The sequence below is a fragment of the Kocuria atrinae genome, from assembly GCF_039531425.1.
Taxonomy (GTDB): Bacteria; Actinomycetota; Actinomycetes; order Actinomycetales; family Micrococcaceae; genus Kocuria; species Kocuria atrinae.
Genome location: NZ_BAAAQA010000015.1, coordinates 387347 through 411445 on the forward strand (window position 1 = coordinate 387347; position 24099 = coordinate 411445).

Sequence of the window (24099 nt, forward strand, 5' to 3'; positions counted from 1 at the left end):
GTGTCATGGCCCCCGCCACCGCCCCGGTGCCCACGGTCACCGATTCATCGTCTGCCCAGCAGGCCCAACCCGCTACCGATCACGCGCTGTCGAGCGTGGGAGCCGCAGTGCGCGACAAGAAGCGCGTGCTCGCCGCATCCTTCGTGGGAACGACCATCGAGTGGTACGACTTCTACCTCTACGGTGCCGCCGCGGCCCTGGTCTTCAGCCACTACTTCTTCCCGCAGGGTTCGGGCGTGGGCTCGATCATCGCCTCGTTCGCGACCTTCGCCATTGCGTTCTTCTTCCGGCCCCTGGGCGGCATCATTGCCGGGCATCTGGGTGACCGGATCGGCCGCAAGGCCCTGCTGGTCGCGTCACTGCTGATCATGGGTGTGGCCACCACGGTGATCGGTTTGCTGCCGGGTTTCTCGCAGATCGGCTGGTTCGCCGTGGCCCTGCTGGTCGCCTGCCGCATTGCGCAGGGACTGTCCGCCGGCATGGAATGGGGCGGTTCCGCGGTGCTCTCCGTGGAACACGCCCCCAAGGGCCTGCGCGGCCTGTTCGGTTCCTTCACTCAGGTGGGCTCCGCGGCAGGCATGCTGTTGGCCACCGCCTTCTTCGCCATCATGCAGGGCATCACCACCGCCGAGCAGTTCCAGGCGTGGGGCTGGCGCGTACCCTTCCTGTTCTCCGCGGTACTCGTGATCATCGGCCTGATCATCCGCGCCGGCATCGAGGATGCCGAGGAGTTCCAGGAGGTCAAGCGAGAAAAGACTGCCGCGACGTCCCCGGTGCGTGAAGTGCTCACCAACCACACCCGCGGGGTGATTGTGTGCATCGGTCAGCGCATGGTCCAGCCGGCCATCTTCTCCATCCTCACCGTCTACACGCTCACCTATGTCACCGAACAACGCGGTGCGAGCCAGTGGGTCATGATTTCCATCCTGATCGCCGCGGGCGTGGGTCTGGTGGGTGGCCCGTTCTGGGGTTGGCTTTCGGACCGCGTGGGTCGACGCCGCATTTCCGTGATCGCCGCCGCAGCCATCGGTGTGTTCGTGTGGCCCTACTTCTACTACCTGGATCACGGTCCGCTCGCACTGCTGCCGCTGGTCTACCTGATCGGCATGGCCGTGCTGCACGACAGCATTTACGGCCCCCAGGCGGCACTGTTCGCCGAACAGTTCCCCACGCACCTGCGTTACTCCGGCGTGTCCCTGGGATACCAGGTGGGCACCATCCTCTCCGGCGGCCTGACCCCCATGATCGCCGCGTGGCTCGTGGCCACCGGCGGTTCCCCCTGGCTGCTGTGCGGCTATCTGTCCCTGCTGGCCGTGATCTCCGTGGTCACCGGTCGCATGGCCAAGGACACCGTGACCGATGCACCCGAGAAATCCCAGTTCTGATCCGGAATCAACCCCGGCCCCGTCCCAGCACCGACCCGAAAGGACTCCTCTTGCCCCGCCCCTTGCTGCTCAACGCCTTCGAAATGCCCGTGCCCGTCCACCAGTCCCCCGGAATGTGGCGCCACCCCGAGGACCAGTCGCGTAACTACGCGCAGCTGTCCCATTGGGAGCGGGAGGCCCAGATCATCGAGAACGCGGGCTTCCACGGCCTGTTCCTGGCCGACGTCCTGGGACTGTACGACGTGTACGGCGGTTCCGCGGACGCCGCCCTGCGCGGTGGCGTACAGGTGCCCCAATTGGATCCGTTGATCCTTGCCCCACTGTTGGCCAAGGCCACCAGCACCCTCAATATCGGTGTCACGGCGTCCGTGACCTACGCGGCTCCCTACGACCTGGCGCGCCGTTTCGCCACCCTGGATGCCCTCACCGATGGGCGGATCGCGTGGAACGTGGTGACCTCCTATCAGGAGTCGGCTGCGCGCAATCTGGGGCTGGGACAGCAGCTGCCCCACGACCAGCGTTACGACCGCGCCGATGAATACATGGACGTGGTCTATTCGCTGTGGGAGGGCTCCTACGCGGACGATGCCTACGTCGCGGACGCCGCGAGCGGTGTGGTCGTGGACCCCGACAAGGTCAAGGGCGCGGGGCATTCCGGCGAGTACTTCGACGTCCAGGCGCCCGCGCTGGTCGCGCCCACCCCACAGCGCACCCCGTTCCTGTTCCAGGCCGGTGCCTCCCCGCGCGGGCTGAAATTCGCGGCCAAACACGCGGAGGCCGTGTTCTTCTCCGGCCCCACCCCCGAGCAGGTCGCCAAGTGGACGGCAGGTCTGCGCGAGGCCGCCGCCGAGTACGGCCGCGACCCCCGCTCGATCAAGGTCTTCACCAACGCTGCGGTGGTCGTGGCCGAGACCTCCGAGGCCGCCCGCGAGCGCCTCGAGTCTTATAAGCAGTACGTGGACGTCGACGCCGCACTCGCCCTGTTCGCCGGCTGGACCGGCGTGGACCTGTCCAGCGCGGACCCGGACGCCCCGCTCGAGCACGTGGAGACTGACGCCAATCGTTCGGCGCTGGCCTCGTTCACCAAGATGGATTCCGAGGGCGCATGGACCCCGCGCCGAGTCGCCGAGTTCGTGGCTATCGGCGGCCGCGGTCCCGTGATCGTCGGCTCCCCCGAAGAAGTCGCCGACGAGCTCCAGCGCTGGGTCGAGGTCGCGGACCTGGACGGCTTCAACATCAACGCGTGCGTGCGCCCGGCCGACTTCGAGCGCTTCGGCCAGTTCGTCACGCCCGTTCTGCGCGAACGCGGTGTACTGACCGCCGACGACGCCGCTTCCGCCACCTCCCGCACGGCCCGCGAGGTCTTCGGCGGCGCCGGTCCGCGCTTGCGCAAGGATCACACGGGGGCGAAGTTCCGAGCCTGATCCGCACGGCCGATGCCCGTTCCGGCGGCTGACCGAAATGGGTCGCCGGAACGGGCATTCGTCACGGATCTTTCAGGAGGGCAACCCGATCGACGCCCGAAAAGCAGCGGCTCCGGTGACCACCACGGGGTACGGGGCGCGCACCAGGTCCCCCGGGGCCAACAGGTACATTTCCACGTCACGCCACCCCACGCCGTCGGCGTGCACGTGGCGCCGGTATCCGTTGGGGACGTAACCGAGTTTCCGGGACACGGCCAGGGACGCCTGATTGCCCACCATGCCGCCGGACTCCATCACCTCGGCGCCCAACTCGTCGACGGCGAAGGCGAGAACCGCTTGGCGCATCAGCGTTCCGATGCCCTTGCCCTGCTCGTGCCGAAGCAACCACGAGCCGGTCTCAGCCCAGCGCCGCATGAAGGGCATGGGCTCGTCCGGGGGAATAGATGCCGTGTTCGTGGATGGCTGCCGCGATGGCGGGCACATCGACGTCCCGGACGAACCGCATGCTGAGCGGCCCACAGGAAATGCGCAGCGCGAATGGCGCAAAGACGTCTTCCAGGGGATCCTCGTGACTCATGATGGGCAGCTTAGCCGTATCAGCACTGGTCACATGGTCAATCCGCCGCTGACAGAGAGTGCCTGTCCCGTGATGTAGGCGGAGCCTTCACTGAGCAGGAAAGCCACGGTTGCCGCGATTTCTTCGGGCTGGCCCAGCCGGCGGGCCGGAATGCCCTTGGCCATCCCGGAGAACACCTTGCCGGTCATCCCCTCGGACTCGGCTGCTTGGCGATACATTTCGGTGTTGGTGGGGCCCGGGCACACCGCGTTGACGGTCAGCGGCACGGACGCATTCTCTCGGGCCACCGATTTCACCATACCCAGCACTCCGGAACGAGCCGCCGACGACGCCGCATCCCCCGTTGATCCCGCCTTGGCGCTGTCCGAGGCGACCACCACGATGCCCGCCCGCCGTCCCTTGTTCCCCGCATTGCGAAGGAAGGGCAGGGCGTGGCGGACCAGGGACATCACACCGATCAGCTCGGTCTCGATGATTTCCCGGGCCCACCCGGACTGGGTCTCGTGTAAGGGTGCGAGCTCGTGACGGTGACCGGCCGTAACCACCAGGGCGTCCAAGCCGCCGAGGATTTCCGCGGCACGCGTCACGCCCCATTCCACGGCACCTTCGTCGGTGATATCGAGGGTGAGGTGGCCCAGCACAATGCCCAGTTCATCCTTGGGGTCATCGAAGGGTCCGTCCATGCGCACGTTCCTACCCGCGACGACCACACGCGCGTCCTCGGTGACCAGGTGCTCGACCGTGGCGGTACCAATACCGCCGGCTCCGACCACCAGAATCTTCTGACCCACGTGCTGACCCAAGCTCATGTCCGTGCCCCCCGTCGTGTGGGGTTATGCCTCTGCATATGTCCCAACAAGATCGATCTTAGCTAGGCAACCGTGGCGGAGCCATTGGCCGTAGTTCCGCGAACAAGCCCGGGCACCAGTCGAACCATGGCCACCATGACCAGCAGTTCCACCAGCGTTTGAGTCACCACGACCAACGGCGCCAGGTCCATGGCCGCTGGCAGTGCAAGGGCCAGCGGGAGGATCACCAGGGAATTGCGCGTGACACCGGAGAAGACGAGGGCGCGTCTCGCGGCGACGTCGTACCCACTGCGCCGCCCCACCCACTGGCCCAGGCCGAACATAATGACCGCGAAAACGAAAAATATCGGGATCACCGCGAGCAACGCTGACAATTGGGCATTGACGTTTGCGATTTGGGAGGTGACCACCACGGCCAGGGTGAGCATCATGAGCGGGACCATTGCGGCCACGGCACTGCCCTCCAGAACGTGACCAACGCGAGTGCGGGCTGCCAGCTGAGTCAGAATGGCCGCCCCGAGTGGCAGCACGATCAACAGCGCGAACGCCTCAACGAACGGGCCAAAGTCCACAACCGTGACCATGTCCGCACCGGCCATAAGCCACAAGTAGCCCGGCAACAGCAGCATTTGCACCAGCATGAGAACCGGTGAGACCGCGAGGAGGCGGTCATTCGCTCCGCCGGCCAGGCCCGTGAAGACCATGACGTAGTCCACACACGGACACAGCAGCACCAAGAGAACCCCGGCGAGCAAAGCCTGGTCATAGGTGACGAACCGCGACAGCCCGAACACCACGATCGGCACCAGGACAAAGTTCAGCCACAGCGTGGATCGCAAGAATTTCCAGTCACGCACAACCGCATTCAAGCGGGTGAACGGGATCCCCAGGAATGTCGCGTAGAGCAACAGAGCCAGCACGGGATTAATCAGACTCTCCGCCGGGGCCGCGATCTCGGGAGACGTCAGGCCCACGATCACGGCGAGCCCGATGGAGGCGAGGTACAGCACCACTTGATGCCGCTCGAACCACTGAATCACTTGACCAAGGTTAGTTCACGCGTCGAGGGTCCGGTCATGGCCCGACATGTAGGGAGCTCCCCGTCCGTTCGGACGGGGAGCTCCTTTTAAAAGGTACTGCGGACTTACTGATCCTTGATCAGCGACAGCTCGAATTCCAGGCTGATCTTGTCACTGACCAGGACTCCACCGGAGTCCAAGGGGGTGTTCCAGGAAACGCCCCAGTCCTTGCGGTCGATGCGCCGACCGCCTTCGAGGCCAGCACGCAGCCCACCGGTGGGATCGGTGTCGATACCCAGGAGTTCCATGGGGATGGTGATAGGACGGGTGATCCCGCGAATGGTCAGGTCACCGGAGATGATGAACTGCGACTCGTCCACTTCGTCCAGCCCGGTGGACTTGAAAATGATCTCGGGGTGGTTCTCCGCGTCGAAGAAGTCAGCACTACGCAGGTGCTGATCACGCTGGCTGTTGCGGGTATCAACGCTCTGGACCTTGAGCCTGACCTCCACCGTGGAGTTATCCCAATTCTCCGTGTCCAAGTGCGCATGCCCTTCAACGTCGTTGAAGGCCCCGCGCACTCGAGTCACCATCGCGTGACGGGTGGAGAACCCGAAGCGACAGTGCGACGGGTCGATGGACCAGTCGCCGTTCAATGTCGAATCAATTGCCAAAAAAGACACCCCCATGTCAGGACCGGCTGAACTGGTGTACTCGAACGGCATTGTCCGTTCAACTTTCAACCCATGTAGTTATGCGCCATGTCACTGAGACTGCTCAGATCTTCAACCCAAAGTATTCAAAAGCAATCATTCCGGACTGGACCCTGGTCACGCTACCCCATTGTTGGTGACGCTTGAGGGAGGGCCTCCGTGTGCCTGGGCAAACTCTTCAACTTACTTGTGAGTAACGAACTTCAGTATTTTTCCACGTCACACGGCGCTGGTATAGGTCGGCCTCGCCGCGGCCCAACGCACCTTCACACGGGATGGGAGTCCGCCCTCCTAAAGATAGGGTGGAATCCATGGGCTGGCAGTACTGGACGGAATCGGCAGGCACGAGCGCGTGGCGGGAGGTGCCCGAACCCCACGCTGACATCGCCGCGGGTGAGCTGCGAGTTCGCACAGTAGCAACCGCCGTTTCTCGTGGTACCGAAACATTGGTTCACACGGGCAGGGTTCCGCAGGCCATCGCGCATCTGATGCGAGCGCCACAGCAGCTGGGAGATTTCCCGTTCCCCGTGTCCTACGGATATCTGGGTGTGGGCGTGGTCGATGAGGGGCCCGACGAATGGCGCGGTGCTCGAGTATTCGGCCTGCTGCCTCACCACACCCACCACGTGGTCACGGCGGAGGACGTCCAGCGCATTCCCGACGACGTCCCCGACCACCGCGCGCTGCTCGCCGGCGCGGCCGAGACCGGGCTGAACATTCTCTGGCAGGAGCCCCCGCGCATTGCGGACCGGGTCGCCATCATCGGAGCCGGCATGATCGGCACGGCCACCGCGCTGCTCGCCTCCGGAATGACATTGGACCGCCTCGAAGTTCTGGAAACCAACCCGGAGCGCCGCAGGCTGCTGATGTCCCTTGGCCTCACCGCCGTGGATCCGGACGAGGCGTCCCCGGACAACGACATCGTTATTCATACCTCCGGCACCGAACCCGGTTTGGCCCGTGCACTGGAGATCACCGGTGACGACGGCACGGTCGTGGAGGCCTCGTGGTTCGGTTCCCGCGCGCCCGCCGTTCCGTTGGGTGCAGATTTCCATGCCCGTCGGCTGTCGATCGTGGCCAGCCAGGTGGGCCAGGTAGCGGAGGGACGTCGGGCCCGGCGCACCCGCTCAGAGAGACTACAAACCGCGCTGCGCACGCTGCGCGATGAACGTTTCGACGCGCTACTGACTGGCGAATCACCCCGCCAAGACCTGCCCGAGGTGATGAACGCAATCACCGGGGACACCGACCTGGCTCGCTCCACCCTCTGCCACGTCCTGACCTACTGACCGGCCCGTTCCAGAGCCCCATCCACAAACCATCGCCACCCACCCGAGCAGGAGAACCATGTACAGCCTCACCGTCAACGATCACGTGATGATCGCCCACAGCCTGCCCGACGAGTTCTTCGGCCCGGCACAGGGTATGCACGGCGCCACCCTCACCGTTGAGGCCACGTTCAGCCGCGCTGAATTGGACGAGCACGCGGTGGTCCTGGACATCGGTCAGGCCATGGACATGCTCGATGACGCTCTCTCCCCGCTGCGCTACGCCAACCTGGACGAACACCCCGATTTCAAGGGCAAGCTCTCCACCACCGAGGCGACCGCGCACTACATCGGTCAGCGGCTCGCGGACTCCCTGAGCGATCAACCGGATGTCGGAATCACCGTGACCCTCACCGAGAATCCCCGCGCCAAGGTCGCCTACACAGTCCCCGGACGCCCGTGACCATACTGATCGAGCCGGATCTCGGACGCGTCAGCGGGGGGCTGCGCTACAACCGGTTCGTGGCCGACGCCGTGGGCGGTGCCATCACGCGCCAGTCCCTTCCCGGGGCGTGGCCGGATCCGTCCGCCCAGGATGACGCCGCTCTGCGTCACCTCGCTGCGCAGTTCGATGAGCCGGTCATCGTGGACGGTCTGATCGGTTGCTCCCTGAGTGATCCGCTCGACCTGACCGTGCCGGTCATTCAGCTCGTGCACGCGCCCCTGGCCTTGGCCAACCCGGCTGCGCAGGAACGCGAGCGGGCGAATCTGATGGCCGCGAGCGGCGTCGTCACCACCAGCCGGCATGCCGCTGATCAGGTGCGTAGCTTGTACGGTCTGGACGCGATCGTGGCCGCGCCGGGCGTGAAGAAGCGACAGCCTGCAGCGGGCACCGAGACCGGCGCCCACCTGGTGTGCGTGGGTGCCATTGAAGAGAACAAGAATCAGCTGTTCCTCGTGCGCGTGCTGGCCGCGCTCGCGGAGACGGGTGTGGACGGGTGGCACTGCACGTTTGCCGGTCCCCCGACCGATCCGGAGTACGGCGCCAGGTTGCACCGCGCGTGTCGCACATTGCCGCTGCAGAGCGTGACGTTGGCCGGCGAACTCGACCCGCAGGACGTTGACGATCTTTTGGCCGCGTCGGATCTCCTGCTGTTGCCCTCCCATCGCGAGGCCTATGGGATGGTCGTCACGGAAGCCGCCTCTGCCGCAATCCCTGCCTTGGTCAGCGCCAGCACGGGAGCCGAAGAGGCGCTCGGAGCTGGCCAGGCCCTGCCGTTGGTGGAAGAGCAGTGGGTGTCGGCACTCACGCGTTGGCTGACAGATACTGAGTATCGGGTCCGCCTTCGCGACGACGCCGCAAGGCTCCGGCCCGGCCTGCGCAGCTGGGAGGACACCGCGAGCGCGCTCCTGGACGCTGTGTCTTCGTGCGGCGCTTTCCCTCACCCCAAAACATCGAGCGAGAGGAACCCGGAATGATCGGCGCCGCCCAGGATTGGCTCGAGGCTCGCGTTCCTTTGGACGACGCCGCTCGACGACAGTCCCTGCCCCTTTTGGACCATGCCGCGCAGGCTCTGCTGGATGCTGACCCCACGGGGCAGGCGCCTCTGACCGTTGTGGATCTGGGCGCCGGCACCGGTAAATCAGCGGCGTGGTTCCGGCACCATCTGACCCCGCGGTTGCCCGATCGGCACATCCAGTGGCTGCTCGTGGACGCCCACGAGCCGTCGCTGGAGATCGCGAGCCAACACGTGGCGGACGCGGACACCATGGTCACGCATCTGTCGGACCTGCCCACGGCCCTGGGCGACTACCTCCCCGTCCATCCTGCCCCGGGCACGCTGTTGTTGACCTGCAGTGCGGTGGTGGACGTACTCACCCAGGACGATGTAGAAGCCATTCTCAAGACCCTGACCACATACCAGGGGCTGGGGCTGTTCCTGCTGAGCATCACTGCGGACTGGCACCTGGAACCGGCGGATCCCAGGGACAACGGACTCGCCCAAGCATTTGCCGAGCACCAGCGACAGGACGGCAAACTTGGCGCGGAAGGGGGCCAGACGATGCTGCGGGCCGCTCGAGACCACGGAGTCCGAGCCACGCACGGCAACAGTCCGTGGCACCTGATCTCACCCCGTGATGCGGAGTTCACACGGAGGTTCCTGACCGAACGGGTAGCCGCCGCCATCGAGGCCTCTCCCGAACTGGAAGATGACGCCCTTGACTGGCTCAAGACCCGCAACCAGCAGGCCGCCGAGCACCTGACCGTCACCGTGGACCACTGCGATGTTCTGGTGGATGCCCGCCACGACTGCTGACCCCGTGAAGAAACTCTGGCTCCGACGCACCGCCATGGTGGCGGCCACCCTCGTCCTGCTCTGGTTGACGGCCCGCGTGGTCGGTCTTCAGGCCCTGGTGGCAGGGGGCCAGGTGTTGACTCCGCTGACCGTATTCGCTGCACTGCTGGCGGGTCTGATCGTGGCGCTGACACAGGCGATTCGCTGGAAGATACTGGCCGCCGAGCAGCGGATTGATCTCAGCTTCCGCCGGGCATGGGGCGACTGCTATGCCTCCGCTTTCGGCAACATGATTCTGCCGGGAGGTCTGGGCGGGGACGCCGCACGAGTGGCCGTCTACCGCCACCGGGGGCGGCAGCACTGGTGGTCTCCGCTGCTGGCCGTCGGTGCTGAACGGCTCAGCGCCACCGCATGTCTGTTCATCGCTACCGCACTCGTGCTGGGAGTGAGTGCGGAACGGGGTGAAGCGCAGTGGCCGGTGGTGATCGTCGCGGCGGTAGCCGCCGTGGTGTTCCTGGCGGCGGCAATCGTTTGCTTGCGCGAACTGCCCGCACCTCGCCAGGTCATTGTGTGGGGCACCTCCGCGCTGAGCGTACTCACTCTCATTGCCCTGTTCCTCCTGGCGATGGCCCAGTTGAGCGGGCCCCTTCATGCGCCGGTCGCGACCGTGGGGTTGGCGTCCATGAGCCTGCCGGTGGGAGTGGGAGGCTGGGGCGTTCGAGAATTCTCGGTCGGCGCGCTGGCTCCGGCCATGGGCGTTCCCGCAGAGCAGGCCGTCACCGCGGCCACCGGCTATGGGTTACTCGCGGTAGTGTCCACCCTCCCCGGCGCCGCGGTTCTGACCTGGGGCGCCCGGCGCCGTGCGGTACAACAGGGCTCGACGAAGGCCGAGGCAGAACGAGACCAGAACGCGCAGACCCCGGTAGACGAGGAGCGACAGGCCTAATCCGGTTACCGGGCATCGAATTCCTGGCCCGTGTTCTGCACCGTTGCGTGCCCGACAGCCTGCGCGGCGGATTGCCCGGCAATCTGAGCGGCGTCGTGATCCCTGGCCGCTTGGCTGAGCACGAACTCGGTACAGACATCCTCCTCGAACGTGTACCGGCGGAACGGCGCACGCAGCGCCTCACCCATGACCTTCGACCCTTCGAAGCGCACTCCGGGGACCCCGTCCCCGATCAACACGGGTGCCACGGTGAGGAACAGCCGATCCAGCAGACCCGCGGAGAGGAACGCGGAGACCGACTTGCCGCCGCCCTCGACCAGGATGGAACCACTAATGTGCTCCCGAACCACGCGCAGAACCGCAGCCGGCTCTATGGAGGTGCCCGCGGCGCCGTCGGCCCCGGCCGAACTACCGGCCGCGCTCGCGGGAAGGCGCACGATCTCAACATGCTCACCACATCCGGAGGGGACCTCGGTGTCCTGGCCGACCAACCACAGCGTGCGCGCATCTGCGGACTGCAGGACCCGGCTCGCCACGGGAATCCGTGCGCGCGGATCCAGCAGAACACGCACCGGGTTCTCCCCCTGCACCGCCCTGACCGTGAGCTGCGGGTCGTCTCGGGTGACCGTGGTGGCCCCCACCAGCACCGCGTCCACCGCTGCGCGTAAATGATGTAGGTGGGTGCGGTCGGCCTCGCCGGAGACGAACTCCGCGTCCCCGCCGCGAGCTGCAATAAAACCGTCAGCGCTCTGGGCCAACTGCGCCACGACCTCCGAATTGGAGGCCAGCGTTCGATACACGGGGAAGGTGTCTTCCTCCACGGACACCCGGCCGGCCAGCGGATCGTGACGCATACGCTGGCGCTTGGTCTGCAAGTAATGAGAGTTCTCGGGTCGGTCCACGACCGGGAGTACCACCCGATCCGCCACCGTGATCCCCAGGCTGGTCAACGCCTCCGCCTTGGCCGGGTTGGAGGACAACAGCCGAACGGTCGAACACCCCAGATCTCGGAGCATTTCCGCGGCCGCGGTGTAATCCCGAGCGTCATCCGGGAGCCCCAGTGCACGGTTGGCGTCCACGGTGTCCATCCCCTGGTCCTGCAGTGCGTAGGCGCGCAGCTTGGCGGCGAGTCCGATCCCGCGGCCCTCATGACCGCGCAGGTACAACAGGATGCCGGTGCCCTCTGCGGCGATGGCTTGCAACGCGGCCTCCAACTGATCACCGCAGTCGCAACGGTGAGAACCAAGGGTGTCCCCGGTGAGGCATTCGCTGTGCATGCGCACGATCGGAGCCTCCGCCTGAGCCGGTTCGCCCATCAGCATGGCCACGTGCGTGACGTCACCAAATGTGTAGGCGCACGTGGCGAAGACGCCGTGATCGGTCGGCAACACGGTCCGGGACTCGAGGAGAAGTGCGTGATCCTGTTCTGGCTGATGCATGCGTTCCAGTCTATGGTCAGCACGCTGCTGGACCGGCCACGGGATATGTCCCGGGCGCGGTTGTGTCGTAGTTCGACTCAGTCACCGGAGCCGGCGCCTCGGCGTTCCAGCCACAGAACATCCCGACCGAAGGAATACAGCACCGACACCACTGCGGCGGCCACGCACAGCACCCCGAACGGCGGAAAAGCCACCCCAATCGGCGTGCCCGCAGCGAGCAGGAGAATGCCCTGGGCTGCGGCGATCACTCTGCGGCTCAATGACCTTGGGAGATGCTGCCGCCACGCCGGGCGGAAGGCTGCCACCAGGTGGAACGCGTAATACATCAGTCCTGGGATCAGGCACCACAGCCCCCACAGGGGAACGACACCAATGGACAGAAGGAGGATGAACAGCGCGTCCACAGTCTCGTCATACAGTGCACCTGCCCGCGTTCCGCCAGTGGTGCGGGCAATTTTTCCGTCCAGACCGTCCATGGCCAGCGCTGCTCCGCCCAGCACCACTGCGGTCCAGGTGAATCCCCGGCCGTCATCGGCCAGGAACAACGCCGTGACGATCACGATGAATCCGAGCCGCATCGTGGTCAGGTCGTCCGCGCGGGTCCATGAATCGCGACGCAACAGGCTCCGCGCAGCTCCGATCACGGTCACGAGGACACAGATCAGACCATCCATGAAGCGGGGAGACAGCAGCCAGGCGATGACCAGCGCCGAGGTGAGGATCGGTAGCGCCAGGAGTAGGCGTCGATCAAGACCATTCATCCGCTGTGCACCGACCTCGCGGCATCCCTGAGCCATCGCTTCTGAGCGCGAGTCTCCACGGCACGCGGGTGATAGTGCGCGCGGGCCCATGCCACGGCGGCGTCGGTGGCCACCCCCGGTCGACGACGCCGCGCTCCAGTCCCGCGCACAACTCGCCCGTCCGGCAGCTTCACTACACCCGTTTCGGTTTCCCACGCGCCCATGCATCAAGCGTAGGTGCCCCTCAACGGACGAGTCCCGCACCGCAGATCGCGGGGCGGGACTCCACAGGAACAGTCCGCTCAGAAGCTGAACGTGGCAGTGCAATCATCTCCGATCCATTCCCACAGTTGGACGGTTCCGGCGACTTCTGCATTGTCGACGAGTGAATCCGGATCAACGCCCTTGGCTTTCACGCAGATCCCGCACGCGATGTAGTGTCCGCCGGCGTGGGCGAAACGATCCATGAGGTCGGGCAGTGGTGGGCACCCTTCGCAGGCAGTGCCCTTGGTGAAACCGGTGACGGCCAAGCGGACCGATTCTTTGGTCAGGAACATAAGTGTGTCTCGGCCGGATTCTGCGGCACCGACGGCGACCAGGAAAGCCACCGTCACCTTCTCCGCGTCCTCGAGGCCGGTCGTGAGTGTGATGGCTGCCTTGGTCATGATGCCCTCCAGAGGGCTGCCGGGACCCGAGATGAATCCCTATTTACAAGTATGACCCCTTGTGATAATGAGTCAATGGCGACGGTGCGAGCGATTGCCCAGATGTGCCGCACGGATGTAACTGACACCGGCCACCATGTGCAGCACCGCTCCGAGATCGGCCAGCGCATGCGGAAACCGCCCCAACCTGCCCCGTCGCCGGGGACCAGCGGCGGCCGACACCATGGCAACGAACAAAATTGCGCTCCGGACCTTTCCCAGGTAGGAGACCTTGAGGCGCCCACGGTAGGCGGCTTTGGACGTCAGCACGCCGGTGGCGAGGTCCATGATCAACACCGTGATGGGAACGCGCCGAGGCAACTCCCCCACCTTCGCGAGGCTCCATGCAATGGCCGAGATCCCCGCACGGTCCGCAAGGGGATCCAGTGCCTTGCCGATCGTGGATTCCCAGTGCATACGCCGAGCCAAGGTGCCGTCGATCCAGTCTGTAGCGGCCCAGACCCCAACGCCCACCGCGGTTCCCGGCCCGGTCCGCCCACCACGGATGCGACGCACCAGCGGAACGGTCGCTACGAGTCGAGCGGCCGTGAACAGATTGGGCAGCTGGTGGATGATGCTCATCGACGTGTACCGATCCTTCCGGTGGACAGTGCACACTCGGGGCCATTGTGACCCGGGTGTTCCCGACGTTGCCCCACCTCGACCCGAATGTCGAGACCCACCAGGTCACGATCGCCGCATTAGTCAGTGGACTGATAGCCAGGCGGTAGAATATTAGACAATCCTTCATCCGTTGTTGAGCCCGCTATCGGGAGATTGTGGGGCTTCGAGTCGTGACCACTTTTGGTATCGAAGAGGAATTCCTCCTCATCGACCGCGGGACCCAGTTGCCCGCTACACCGGCACCGCAGCAAGCGGAAACCCTGCTGGACATTACCGCTGGCGGCGGCAAGGCCACACCGGAATGGCTCACCTGCCAACTCGAACACACCTCCCCCGTGTTCAGTGATGCGACCACCGCACTGAACTCCCTGCTGAGCTTTCGCCGCGAACTCGCCACAGTAGCGGGTTCCATGGGCTTCGACGCCGCAGCAACGGGTACCGCGCCCGACATTGCCCTGGCTCCCGCTCAAGTCACCCCCGGCGAGCGCTATCACCAGTTGGCGGGAATGACCCCGGCCATTGCCGCCGATCAGTACCTCAATGGGATGCACGTTCACATCGGCCTGAATTCCCTCGAGGACGGGGTCCGAATCCTCAACGGTCTACGCCCGTGGCTGCCGTTCGTGGTCGCTTTGGGCGCTAATTCGCCCATGTGGCGCGGGTCCGACAGTGGATTCGCCTCGTGGCGTTCCATCCACTACCGCCGGTGGATGGCCAACGGCGTTCCCCCGCAGTTCGACAACTTGGCCGATTATCAGGCCCGCTTGAAAACGCTGCTTCACTTCGACGTGGTCGAGAGCCCCAGCACCCTGGCCTGGCTGACCCGCATTTCTTTTGCTCACGGCACGATCGAGATCAGGGCGTGCGATGTGCAGCTCGAAGCCTCCGACGCCGTGGTGATTGCCCTCTTCATTCGGGCCCTGTCACGCATGTCCCTCGAGGTCCCGGCCGTGGCGCAGATTCCACCCGAAGTATTGGAGATTGCGGTGTGGCAGTCCGCGAAATTCGGCCTGTCCGGTTCCCTCATGGATCCGATCTCGGGCACCCAGAAGCCCGCGGCGGATCTGGTCCAGGACGCTCTGGAACGGGTCCAGCCGTACTTCGAAGGAGCCGAGGATATGTCCGTGGTCCAGCGGGGGTTGGAACGAATTCTCTCAGAGGGGACCGGTGCCGAACGCCAGCGCCGAGCAATGCAGAACGGTGGCATGAACGCTTTGTTGACCTGCGCTTCCTCGTCCTTGATCGCACATCCCGCTCGCTGAGTTCGATACGTTCTCGGGAACGACCCGGGATCCAGCCCCACAAAAGACGACGATGACACCGGTGTGTTGCGGGCGTGGCGGTGCTAGCGTACCCACCATGGCTACCCGCAACAATGTTCTGGCCCGTTGGGTAACGCCCGGCGGCGTCCCGCAACGCCGTCTCGTGTTTTTCCCCCACGCGGGCGCGGGCGGCTTATCGGGGCGGTCACTGGCTGCCGACGACGTCGAGGTCCTCGCCCACAGACGGCCCGGCCGTGAGGCGCGCATGACAGAACCGGCCACTACTTCCGTGGCGGACATAGTGGACGAAGCCGTCGACGCGTTACTGCCGGTGCTGGACGCTGACGAGCTGCCCACCGATGTCCTGGGGCACTCCTTCGGCGCGCTGCTGGCGGCTGAATGTGTGGCCCGCGTGGAACGGCACCGCCCGGGGAGAATTCGCCGCCTGGTTGTTTCGGCCAAGGTGCCACCGCCGGACCCCAGCCCTGAACTGACAGCGGCCCTGCACGATGAAGACGCACTCGTGGCGTGGCTCGTAGCGCTGGGTGGTACTCCCCCGGAGCTCTTGGAAGACCCCGGGATGCGTTCCATGGTGCTGGACCCGTTGCGCGCCGATCTGTCCGCATCCCTCGGCCATGACCGGGAGCCACCCTTGGTGAACACTCCCCTGCTGATGGTGGCCGCGGACGGAGACACCACGGCCCCCATGCGGGACGTCGAACTCTGGAACCGGTTCACCACCGCTCCCGTGAGCACCCTTCGCCTGCGAGGCGGTCATCACGCGATCTTCGAACGGCCCGAACTACTGCACGCCGCGTTGCGGGACCCCGACGCGAGCGGTTCCACAACCGACCGTGTATGACGCGACCGAGCACACGGGTGGATCCGATGAGCTTGACTGGAGCAAGCGGCGTCGGCGATTGAGGGACGCCCCGCGGGACGTGGACCTATTTGTCGTGGCTCTGGCCGAAATCGATGACTGGGCCACAATGTCCACGTGGTGGCTTGGGGAGGACGAACTGGCTCGCGCCCGTGAACTACGTGAGGAAACCCGGCGCCGGGAATTCCTGAACTCGCGCGTGGTCTTACGTCGACTTCTGGCGCTCCGCTTGGACTGCCCGCCTGAGGCCGTGGAGCTGCCTCGGAACCCCACGACGGGCGCCCCCGGACCGGCCAGGGTCCGTGGCGTAAAGGCTCTCGAGCCCGGGGATCCAGTCCAGTTCTCCCTGGCGCGTACCTCAGGGTACGTGGCCGTCGCGATGGCCAACCGACCCGTGGGCGTGGACCTCGAACTGCGACAGAGCAACCAGCAGTCCGAATCGCTACTGCGGGTCCTCCATCCCTCCGATCAGTCCCGCCTGCTCCGGGTGCCTGCGCGACGACGCGCTCGGGCGGTGACCGATGCCTGGGTCCGAGTCGAAGCGCTCCTGAAGGCCCGGCGCACTGGCCTGTCCGTCGACCCCTCCACGGTGCACGTGGGCGCAGAAAACCGGGTGCGTCATCCCGACGGACTGGTGGTCACGGGGGTGCGCACCCGGCGTGGATCTCAACTGCACGCGGCGGTTGCCTGGCTCGAGGATCCGTTGGGCAGTCCCGAGCCTTGGACCGACCGCCCCATGGGGCGCTAGGACTCCTTCGGTGTCCGCACAACCGCCCGGCCGACCGCCTTTGAAGCGCGCGTGACCACCCGTTCCAGCGGCCCGTTGCCCAGCGCCTGCTGCCAAGCGGTTGCCACGAGTGCCGCGACCGCGATCTGCACGACGTACCAGAACCACGGCATGGGTGTGACCTCCACGAAGGTGAGGAACACCAAGTGGGACGCGTACAACGTGAGTGTCATGGACCCCATCGCCGCCAATGGGGTGAACCACCGCCCGATAGCGCGGCTGGCGATCAGGAACCCACCCAGGGCAACCATGGCCAGCCCCGCCGCACCGATCAGTGCGAACGGGGTATTGGTGTGCGGCCCAGAAAGCAGTAGCCACTGCCACGTGGTGGTCGGCAGCTGAGGGTCGGGTCCGTAAACCTGCGCGGTCCACACGTCATCGCTGGTCATCCAGGGAGTCGCCTCGATCAGCGCGTACTCCAGGTCGAAGCGGTAAAGCATGAGCAGGGAAATGCCCTTACCCACCGCCGCCACGACCGCGCCGATGACCACCAGGAGCACCTGGATGCGGTCACGGGTCAAGGGCAGCCGCCCCAATGCCATGCCCAAGCAAATGAACGTCATCCACGGCAGTGCGGGATACGTGCCGGTCAGGAACAGTTCCGCAAGTACCGTGGCCGGCTCGTTGACCAGATCGAACAGGTTCGGGTTGGCGTGCACGTGAGCTGGAATGTGTTCCAGGGACCACTGCATGAGGAAGGGTGATGCCACCGCGAATGTGAGGGCAGAGACCAACAGCCACCGGACGGACATCAGGGTGAACGGGATGGCCAACAAGAACATCAGGCCGTAGTAGATCAGGATGTTGTAGGCCGGGATGTCCAAGAAATTCAGGGACAGTCCCACGGCGAACAACAGCAGCGCACGCACCGCCAGCGAAACCCGTGACCGGGCGGCGTCCCGGCCCCTTCGCGGGGTGCGGCCTCCCGTGAGGAACGCCAAACTGACACCCGCCAACACCGCGAACAGGGCGGCCGCGTTGCCTCCGAAAAGGGACCAGGTCCAGGTTGGGTTCCCGGCGGCGTCGGCGCTGGCCGGCAAGGTGTGTACCGCGATCATCCCGAGCAGCGCGAACCCGCGGGTGACGTCCACCCCGGCAATTCGACGCCGGGTGCGGCGGCCGTCCGCGCTGGGCAGATTGCGAACCACGGCGCCCTGGCGCGGTGGTGGTGCTGCCGTGCGAGGCGGAGCGGTCACGATCGGAGTCTGAGCCGTCCACAATTCGCTTTCCGTGACCGGTTGCGCTTGTTCACGATCCTCACCGGTCCAGACTTCGCGTTCAGGCCGGGGTCCCGGCGCGGGGCGGTGCCCCGGGGGCAGGTACCCCTCGACCACAACTTTCGTCGATTGCTCGCTCACTTCATGGCCTCCTGGGTGTACATGTCATTCTCCGCGACTGCCCACGGGGCGGGGCGCATGGACGGATCGGAAGAGATCGGCGCCGGGCGATTCGCCACGGGCGGGCCCGGGCGGAGATCAGAGCTGATCGCCTGGTCCCCCGGTTCCAAGTGCTGGATGGGATTGCCACCCCAGTTACCGTCCGAGGGAACCGTTTCCTGGCGCATGACCAACGATCCCGGGCCCACAGTGGAGCGCTGTTCGATCGTGGCCCCAGGTAGCACAAAGCTGTTGGGACCCAGCGTGGAGCCGCGCTGCATGGTGACGGGTTCCAGGCGCATGATGCGATCGTGAAACAGGTGGGTCTGAAGCACGGTGCCGCGGTTCACGGATACGTGATCCTCGAGCGTTACCAGATCGAACTCCGGCAACCACCAGGTCTCGCACCACACGCTGCGACCGATATGTGCGCCCATCAGTCGGGTCCACATGTTGAACATGGGCGAGCCGATGCTCAGGCGAACCAGTGACGGCACGGCCAACGACTCCGCGAAGACATCCGCGAGCTCATTGCGCCAGACGAACGAACTGAACAGCGGGCGCTCCCCCGCGCGGAAGCGTCCCATGAGGGACCACTTGACCACCACGGGAACCAGACATGCCAGGGTGCTGGCAACGATCAGAACCGGGCCTGACCACAGGAAGGTGTAGAGCACACCGCTCAGACCTTGCCCGTGTGCCATGTAGATGCTCGTCAGAGTGAAGACGATCAGCAGGTCGATCCATGCGGACACCATGGCCGGCACCACGCGGAACATCTCCACGAACGCCCGTGCCACCTTGAGCCGGCGTGGCGGTTGGAACGTCACGTCCTCGTCCGCGTCTGCCGTGGCCCGCGAAATCGGTTCGGCGTTGCGCCCGAGCCAGGAGGATCCGGCCGGGGCCTTGTAGGGCGCGGAGCTGAGAACGGCCACGAGCACATCGTTGGGCACATCACGGTCCGGACCCACGATTGCGGAGTTGCCAACGAACGTGCGCTCGCCGATCACGGAGGTGCCCACATTGAGCCACCCGAAACCCGAACGGTGCGAGGCCACCAATGAGTGGTCGGCCAGGAACGAACCGTCCTTCAAGGAGGTGAGGTGGGGAATCGACTCCATGGTGGAGATCTCCACGTTGCGGCCGACCCGAACGCCCAACAGGCGCATGAACCACGGGGTCACGCAGGACGCATAGATGGGATAGGTGGAGATCAGGGTCCGCTGCAACAACATCTCCGTCAACCACGTGGCCCACGCGACCTTACCGGTGTGCGGGAAGTAGCCCGGGGTGATCATGTCTGCCACGAGTCGAATACAACCGGCCACGAGCAACAGCCACGTGCCGGCGGTCAGCACCGTGAACACGGGCACCCACAGCGCGAGGAACGAGAAGACGTCCTGGTAGCGCTCCAAGAAGATGATCTCGATCAGCGCCAGCACCGCTCCCGGGATAATAGCCAACAGCGGCAACAGCGAAATCAATGCCACGCCACCCGAGTAGGCCAGGTGGGCTTGGAACTTTCCCCAGGACCCCAGTGCGGGAACATCCTGCGGTGCAACTTCCGGCCAGCTCTCACCGGCGACACCGAGATGTACCAGGGGCGAGCCGCCCCACAACTCGCCGTCCGGAACGGTGCCGCTCACGTGGGAACCCGGTGATATTTCGGCCCCTTCGCCCACGCGGCTTCCGGGGTCCACGAGTGTGCGCGTACCGAGTCGCGCGTGCGCTCCGATCTCGATGGCGCCCACGTGCAGGGTGTCACCGTCCAGCCAGTACCCGGCGATGTCCGTTTCTTGTTCGAGGGAGGCATTCTCGCCAATGGTCACCAGACCCGTCACGGGCGGCAGAGCGTTCAGGCTGGCCCGGTGACCCACGGTGTTGCCGAAGAGACGGTGCAGTGTACGTGCCATCGGAGTGCCCAACAGAAGGTCGTACTTGTTGAACACCACCAGCCGTTCCGCGGCCCAGATCCGCAAGTGCGTCCACCCACCGCGGGGATAGTGCCCCGGCTTCAAACCCGCGTTCAGACCCCGCACTGCGGCAGCGCCCAGAATGACCCGGCCGGGCAGCGAGAACATCACGAGCCAGCCGAAGAACAAGGGCCAAAATGGGGGTCGGGGAACCCAGGCGGCGTCAACCACGACTGAAAGCACCCACACCACGATGAGCAAACCCATGACGTAGCGCAGGCCGTTGAGAATGCACAGGCCCACCAGGAAGGCTCCCTGCACCCACCCGGTCCAGCCCGGCATGCGTTCGGGATCCCGCTTGGAATCGGTGGATGCTTCCAGGGTCGCCAGGTAGTCGGCCATTCCTCGGAGGGTGGGGTCCGCGTAGATCCGGGCGATCTCGGTATCCGGGTGGGTTTGCCGCAGGGCTGACACCAGCCGAGCCACGCCCACCGAGCTGCCTCCCAAAGCGAAAAAATCGCTGTCTGCCCTGAACGGCAGGGGCCCGAGTTGATCCGCCCACAGTTCAGCCAGCCACACGAGATCCGGGTCAAGGTCCGGCTCATCGTCACCTCCCGAATTGGGCAGCGGCCACGGCAGTGCCTTGCGATCCACCTTGCCGGACGTTTTCAGCGGGAGTTCATCCATCAAGCACAACGCGGGCACCAGTTGGCCCGGAAGCCGCTCGGACAACCACACACGCGCCTGGGCCAGATCCACGGAACCTTCCGATTCCGCGACCAGGTAACCCGCGATCACGCTGCTGCCGCCCGGGGTGGAGTGCACGGCGCATGCACCCGCCCGCACACCGGGGACTCGAGACATGTGGTCATCGATTTCGCCGAGCTCGAGACGGCGCCCGGAGACTTTGACCTGATCGTCCGCGCGCCCGGCGAACACGAGGCCTTCCTTGTCCGCGCGCACCACGTCGCCGGTGCGGTAGGCCCGCTCCCAGCCCAGTGCCGGCAGCGGAGCATACATTTCGGCGTCCTTGGCGGGGTCAAGATAGCGGCCCAGGCCGACCCCACCCACCATTAGTTCTCCTGTTTCGCCCCAGGCCACGGGCTGGCCCTCGGAGTCCACCACGGTGAGCTCCCACCCCGGAACGGGGAGTCCGATGCGCACGGGATCCTCACCCGTCAAAATGGCACCGGAGGCAATGACCGTGGTTTCGGTCGGTCCATAGGTGTTCCACACTTCACGGCCCGGGCGGACCAGGTGCTTGGTAAGTTCCAGGGGACATGCCTCACCACCGAATATCAGCAGTCGCACGGTGTCCAAGGCTTCTCGCGGCCACAGTGAAGCCAACGTGGGCACGGTGGAGACCGCGGTGATGTGATGTTCCACGATCCACCGGCCCAGATCCGGCCCGGAGCGCACGATGTCCCGCGGCGCGGGAACCAGAGTGGCGCCGTGGCGCCAAGCGAGCCACATTTCCTCACAGGACGCGTCGAAGGCCACGGACAGCCCCGCCATCACACGGTCCCCCGGTCCCAGCGGCCGGCGCTGCAGATACATCAGCGCCTCCGCGTCCACGAGAGCAGCGGCCGAACGGTGCGTGATAGCCACGCCCTTGGGCTTGCCGGTGGAACCCGAGGTGAAGATGATCCATGCGTCGTCATGAGTGCGGGGCGACCCGATGTCCTCGGAGGTCCTCACCTGGTCGACGCGCGTGAGATCCAGATTGCGTCCGAAAATTGCCGCGACGCCGGCTTCTTCCCATACGGTGTGCGCGCGTTCATCGGGATCGTCCCAGTCCACCGGAACGTAGGCGGCGCCCGCAAACAGCGTGGCCAGAATGGCGACGTAAAGATCGATACTTCCGGAAGGTACGCGGATTCCGACGCGGTCCCCGCGGCCCACCCCGAGGTCCCACAGCCGCTGAACATGAGTTTCGATCAGGTCTTCGAGCTCACCGTAGGCGACCCGCTGCTGTTCATCTTCCAGGGCGATGGCATCCGGGTACTGCGACACGGTGTCGAGCACGATGTCTACCAGGGTGCGTGCCGCCGGCGGTTGCTCCACCGGGTAGACGGCGCGATCCTCGGCGATAGCTCTCGTTGTTCTGTTGTGAATCCTCTGGTGGTTTTCCACGGACAAGGCTTCCCCCAAACGGATAACCATTGGACACAGGGGTAGCCGAACACCGTCGATTCACGACGATGATGAGTGTGGCCGTGTGAGATTTACCCGGCTCAGTCCCCCGACTGGTCCGGAGTGCGCGTCACACCAACGCGCGTGTGAAATGACAGCATCCCCCTGCTGTGTATTTTGTGCGTTAACCGTACATCCTCCCAAGTCAGAGGACAATTTGCGTGAAAAACGATTCAGTAGGCGAGACGGGATCTCAGCGAGCGGCGGACTTCATCAAGTCGTCCAGAATCTTCGCATCTGGCATGTCATAGTGGTCGTGACCGGCCAACAGCTCCAGATCAACGTCCTGGAAGCCCTCATCGTCGTAGAAATCGGCACCGGCCACGGCGGCGCTCACGGCATCGAAAGGTGCGGACTCGGTGGAGCCATCGTCTTCCTCTCCCGTGATCCACCACAGAGGCATGCTCGCCATTTGAGACTCGGTGGCAACCGTGTCGAGCGCCTCGGGGGCCCCTCCGCCACCGACCATTGCGGCTCCCGCGGTGACCAGGTCCCGGGGCCCGGCGAGGATTCCGTAGCTGAGCATCTCCGCACCGCCGGAATAACCCATCCACGTGATTCGGTCCCGATCGATCGGGTACTCCTGAAGGATCTGGTCGTTCACGAGTGAGGTGAGCCAATCGCGGTTGCCGTCGAGATTTTCCCACCATGTGGGGTCCTGGGCCCGGTCGGGTGTACGCGGGACGACCAGTAGGGCGTTGTGGGAAGCAGCCACGGCCGCCAGACAGGTGGTGCGGCCACTGGGATCGTGGTACTCCCGAGCGCCGTCGCCGTGCAGATGCATGACCAGGCCAACGGGTTCGTTCGTGTTCACGCCGCCGTCGATCACGTGATACTGGCCGGTGAGACCGTTGTGATGGTAGGTCTGAGCCATTTCCCCCAGGTCTCCGGCAGCGGAGTAGGTGCTTCCGGCGCGGTAGCTGGCATCAATGATTTGAGCGGGTTCAGCGCGCGGGTCATCGGCCGCAAGACCGTAGGTCGTGCAGCTGACAGCTGTGGATTCTTCATCTGAATCGAGGGGGAATATGAGGGGGGAAAGAGCAGTCCCCGTTGCCAGCACCAACGCAGCGCCGAGCGACACGCGAGCCGTGATGGACAGGGAGCCGTCCCCCGAATGTCGGGTCGGCATGGGCCGATTCTATCGGTGTCATTGCACGTGCGCCGAACCTGACGCAGCATGATTGGTTAAAACAGAAATGCCCCACCATCAGGCAGGGCATTTCTCGATATTCAGTCGGGCTAGGGAATCACCTGCCCCACGGTGACATCGGTCGGGATTCGGTCCTCGTGCGCCGGCAACGGGCGCGCATCGCGCATCAAACCCGTCACCAGACCACCGCGCGCACCCAGTAGGAGCAGACCGGACAGATAGGTCGCCCATTGCGTGAAGTTGCTGCCGACGAACTCGACAAACACGAACGCGAGCAGCACGGGGCCGGTCCATCTCGGTGCCGCGCCAGACCGAAGATGAGCAATACCTAGCAGTACCAGTCCCACCACCGTACCGATCAGACCGATCATCATGAAGGGCATGAGTGGTGGGAAGGACTGCAGCTGACCGGCGGCAGCAGCGTTGGCGTCAGGATCGGTGGCCATTGCTTGACGGGCCATCTCGGCGCCGCTGAAGACGGCGTGGCCGAATCCGCCGAGAACGGTGAGCACACCGCCAATGGTGGGTCTGTCCGTTAAACGGTGTGTGGGGTCCGGCGGTTCTCATTAGTGAGTGGTTCTTTCGAACCGTCC

Annotated in this window: 23 protein-coding genes; 10 read left to right on the forward strand and 13 right to left on the reverse strand. The window is 65.2% G+C overall.

The annotated features are described in order from the left end of the window. The first annotated feature begins 5 nt into the window (after positions 1-5). Together ABD283_RS08275 and ABD283_RS08280 are read left to right on the forward strand one after the other, a co-directional pair. Positions 6-1385, forward strand: coding sequence for an MFS transporter (locus ABD283_RS08275; RefSeq protein ID WP_344224495.1), 1380 nt, complete (start codon positions 6-8; stop codon positions 1383-1385). Positions 1386-1435: 50 nt separating this feature from the next. Further along, positions 1436-2809, forward strand: coding sequence for an NtaA/DmoA family FMN-dependent monooxygenase (locus ABD283_RS08280; protein ID WP_344224496.1), 1374 nt, complete (start codon positions 1436-1438; stop codon positions 2807-2809). A 72-nt stretch (positions 2810-2881) separates the two neighbouring features. On the opposite strand, the gene ABD283_RS08285 is transcribed toward ABD283_RS08280, so the two are convergent. From ABD283_RS08285 to ABD283_RS08305, 5 genes are all read right to left on the reverse strand, one after another. Continuing rightward, complete coding sequence (locus ABD283_RS08285; RefSeq protein WP_344224497.1) at positions 2882-3232, reverse strand: GNAT family N-acetyltransferase; 351 nt, start codon at positions 3230-3232, stop codon at positions 2882-2884. Further along, a complete protein-coding gene (locus ABD283_RS08290) occupies positions 3207-3386 on the reverse strand; it encodes a hypothetical protein (protein ID WP_344224498.1) in 180 nt (59 codons plus the stop codon). The genes ABD283_RS08285 and ABD283_RS08290 overlap by 26 nt, the downstream gene beginning before the upstream one ends. Positions 3387-3415: 29 nt before the next feature. Next, positions 3416-4195: an SDR family NAD(P)-dependent oxidoreductase gene (locus ABD283_RS08295; RefSeq protein ID WP_344224499.1), complete on the reverse strand. Its 780-nt coding sequence runs from the start codon at positions 4193-4195 to the stop codon at positions 3416-3418. 62 nt (positions 4196-4257) lie between these two features. After that, on the reverse strand, positions 4258-5235 hold the full coding sequence (locus tag ABD283_RS08300) for an arsenic resistance protein (RefSeq protein WP_344224500.1): 978 nt from the start codon (positions 5233-5235) through the stop codon (positions 4258-4260). A 104-nt stretch (positions 5236-5339) separates the two neighbouring features. Continuing rightward, the gene (locus ABD283_RS08305; RefSeq protein WP_344224501.1) at positions 5340-5888 is read right to left on the reverse strand and encodes a YceI family protein; all 549 of its coding nucleotides are present in this window, start codon (positions 5886-5888) and stop codon (positions 5340-5342) included. A gap of 350 nt (positions 5889-6238) precedes the next feature. On the opposite strand from ABD283_RS08305, the gene ABD283_RS08310 reads away from it, so the two are divergent. From ABD283_RS08310 to ABD283_RS08330, 5 genes are read left to right on the forward strand one after another with little or no spacing between them, the layout of a single operon-like run. Further along, positions 6239-7216: a zinc-dependent alcohol dehydrogenase gene (locus ABD283_RS08310; protein ID WP_344224502.1), complete on the forward strand. Its 978-nt coding sequence runs from the start codon at positions 6239-6241 to the stop codon at positions 7214-7216. A gap of 58 nt (positions 7217-7274) precedes the next feature. Continuing rightward, positions 7275-7658: a 6-pyruvoyl trahydropterin synthase family protein gene (locus tag ABD283_RS08315; RefSeq protein WP_344224503.1), complete on the forward strand. Its 384-nt coding sequence runs from the start codon at positions 7275-7277 to the stop codon at positions 7656-7658. Then, positions 7655-8674: a glycosyltransferase family 4 protein gene (locus ABD283_RS08320; protein WP_344224504.1), complete on the forward strand. Its 1020-nt coding sequence runs from the start codon at positions 7655-7657 to the stop codon at positions 8672-8674. Before ABD283_RS08315 ends, ABD283_RS08320 begins: the two co-directional genes overlap by 4 nt. After that, positions 8671-9513 carry a class I SAM-dependent methyltransferase gene (locus tag ABD283_RS08325; protein WP_344224505.1) on the forward strand — a complete coding sequence of 281 codons (843 nt, stop codon included), beginning with the start codon at positions 8671-8673 and terminating at the stop codon, positions 9511-9513. The genes ABD283_RS08320 and ABD283_RS08325 overlap by 4 nt, the downstream gene beginning before the upstream one ends. Further along, the gene (locus ABD283_RS08330; RefSeq protein WP_344224506.1) at positions 9494-10438 is read left to right on the forward strand and encodes a lysylphosphatidylglycerol synthase transmembrane domain-containing protein; all 945 of its coding nucleotides are present in this window, start codon (positions 9494-9496) and stop codon (positions 10436-10438) included. The genes ABD283_RS08325 and ABD283_RS08330 overlap by 20 nt, the downstream gene beginning before the upstream one ends. 5 nt (positions 10439-10443) lie before the next feature. Here the strand turns inward: ABD283_RS08330 and ribA are convergent, their stop codons facing one another. The 4 genes from ribA to ABD283_RS08350 all read right to left on the reverse strand — a co-directional run bounded on the left by ribA (position 10444) and on the right by ABD283_RS08350 (position 13903). Further along, entirely contained in the window at positions 10444-11877 is a 1434-nt protein-coding gene (ribA, locus tag ABD283_RS08335) for a GTP cyclohydrolase II (protein WP_344224507.1), read from the reverse strand. 77 nt (positions 11878-11954) lie between these two features. Further along, entirely contained in the window at positions 11955-12674 is a 720-nt protein-coding gene (locus ABD283_RS08340) for a CDP-alcohol phosphatidyltransferase family protein (RefSeq protein ID WP_344224508.1), read from the reverse strand. 245 nt (positions 12675-12919) lie between these two features. After that, entirely contained in the window at positions 12920-13282 is a 363-nt protein-coding gene (locus tag ABD283_RS08345; protein WP_193554284.1) for a DsrE family protein, read from the reverse strand. 72 nt (positions 13283-13354) lie between these two features. After that, positions 13355-13903, reverse strand: coding sequence for a CDP-alcohol phosphatidyltransferase family protein (locus ABD283_RS08350; RefSeq protein WP_344224509.1), 549 nt, complete (start codon positions 13901-13903; stop codon positions 13355-13357). 212 nt (positions 13904-14115) lie between these two features. Here ABD283_RS08350 and ABD283_RS08355 point away from each other — a divergent pair, with 212 nt between their 5' ends. The 3 genes from ABD283_RS08355 to ABD283_RS08365 all read left to right on the forward strand — a co-directional run bounded on the left by ABD283_RS08355 (position 14116) and on the right by ABD283_RS08365 (position 16835). Further along, positions 14116-15207, forward strand: a complete 1092-nt coding sequence (locus tag ABD283_RS08355) for a carboxylate-amine ligase (protein WP_344224510.1) — start codon at positions 14116-14118, stop codon at positions 15205-15207. Positions 15208-15304: 97 nt separating this feature from the next. Next, complete coding sequence (locus ABD283_RS08360) at positions 15305-16069, forward strand: thioesterase II family protein (protein ID WP_344224511.1); 765 nt, start codon at positions 15305-15307, stop codon at positions 16067-16069. Next, on the forward strand, positions 16062-16835 hold the full coding sequence (locus tag ABD283_RS08365; RefSeq protein WP_344224512.1) for a 4'-phosphopantetheinyl transferase family protein: 774 nt from the start codon (positions 16062-16064) through the stop codon (positions 16833-16835). Before ABD283_RS08360 ends, ABD283_RS08365 begins: the two co-directional genes overlap by 8 nt. Here ABD283_RS08365 and ABD283_RS08370 read toward each other — a convergent pair. The 4 genes from ABD283_RS08370 to ABD283_RS08385 form a co-directional block, all read right to left on the reverse strand. Next, a complete protein-coding gene (locus tag ABD283_RS08370) occupies positions 16832-18232 on the reverse strand; it encodes a heparan-alpha-glucosaminide N-acetyltransferase domain-containing protein (RefSeq protein ID WP_344224513.1) in 1401 nt (466 codons plus the stop codon). The two genes, ABD283_RS08365 and ABD283_RS08370, sit on opposite strands and share 4 nt — an antisense overlap. Continuing rightward, complete coding sequence (locus ABD283_RS08375) at positions 18229-22296, reverse strand: Pls/PosA family non-ribosomal peptide synthetase (RefSeq protein WP_344224514.1); 4068 nt, start codon at positions 22294-22296, stop codon at positions 18229-18231. The genes ABD283_RS08370 and ABD283_RS08375 overlap by 4 nt, the downstream gene beginning before the upstream one ends. A 253-nt stretch (positions 22297-22549) precedes the next feature. Beyond that, positions 22550-23485 (reverse strand): alpha/beta hydrolase family protein, encoded by a 936-nt coding sequence (locus tag ABD283_RS08380; RefSeq protein ID WP_344224515.1) that lies wholly within the window; start codon positions 23483-23485, stop codon positions 22550-22552. A gap of 110 nt (positions 23486-23595) precedes the next feature. Further along, positions 23596-24018 (reverse strand): hypothetical protein, encoded by a 423-nt coding sequence (locus ABD283_RS08385; protein ID WP_344224516.1) that lies wholly within the window; start codon positions 24016-24018, stop codon positions 23596-23598. Positions 24019-24099: the final 81 nt, after the last annotated feature.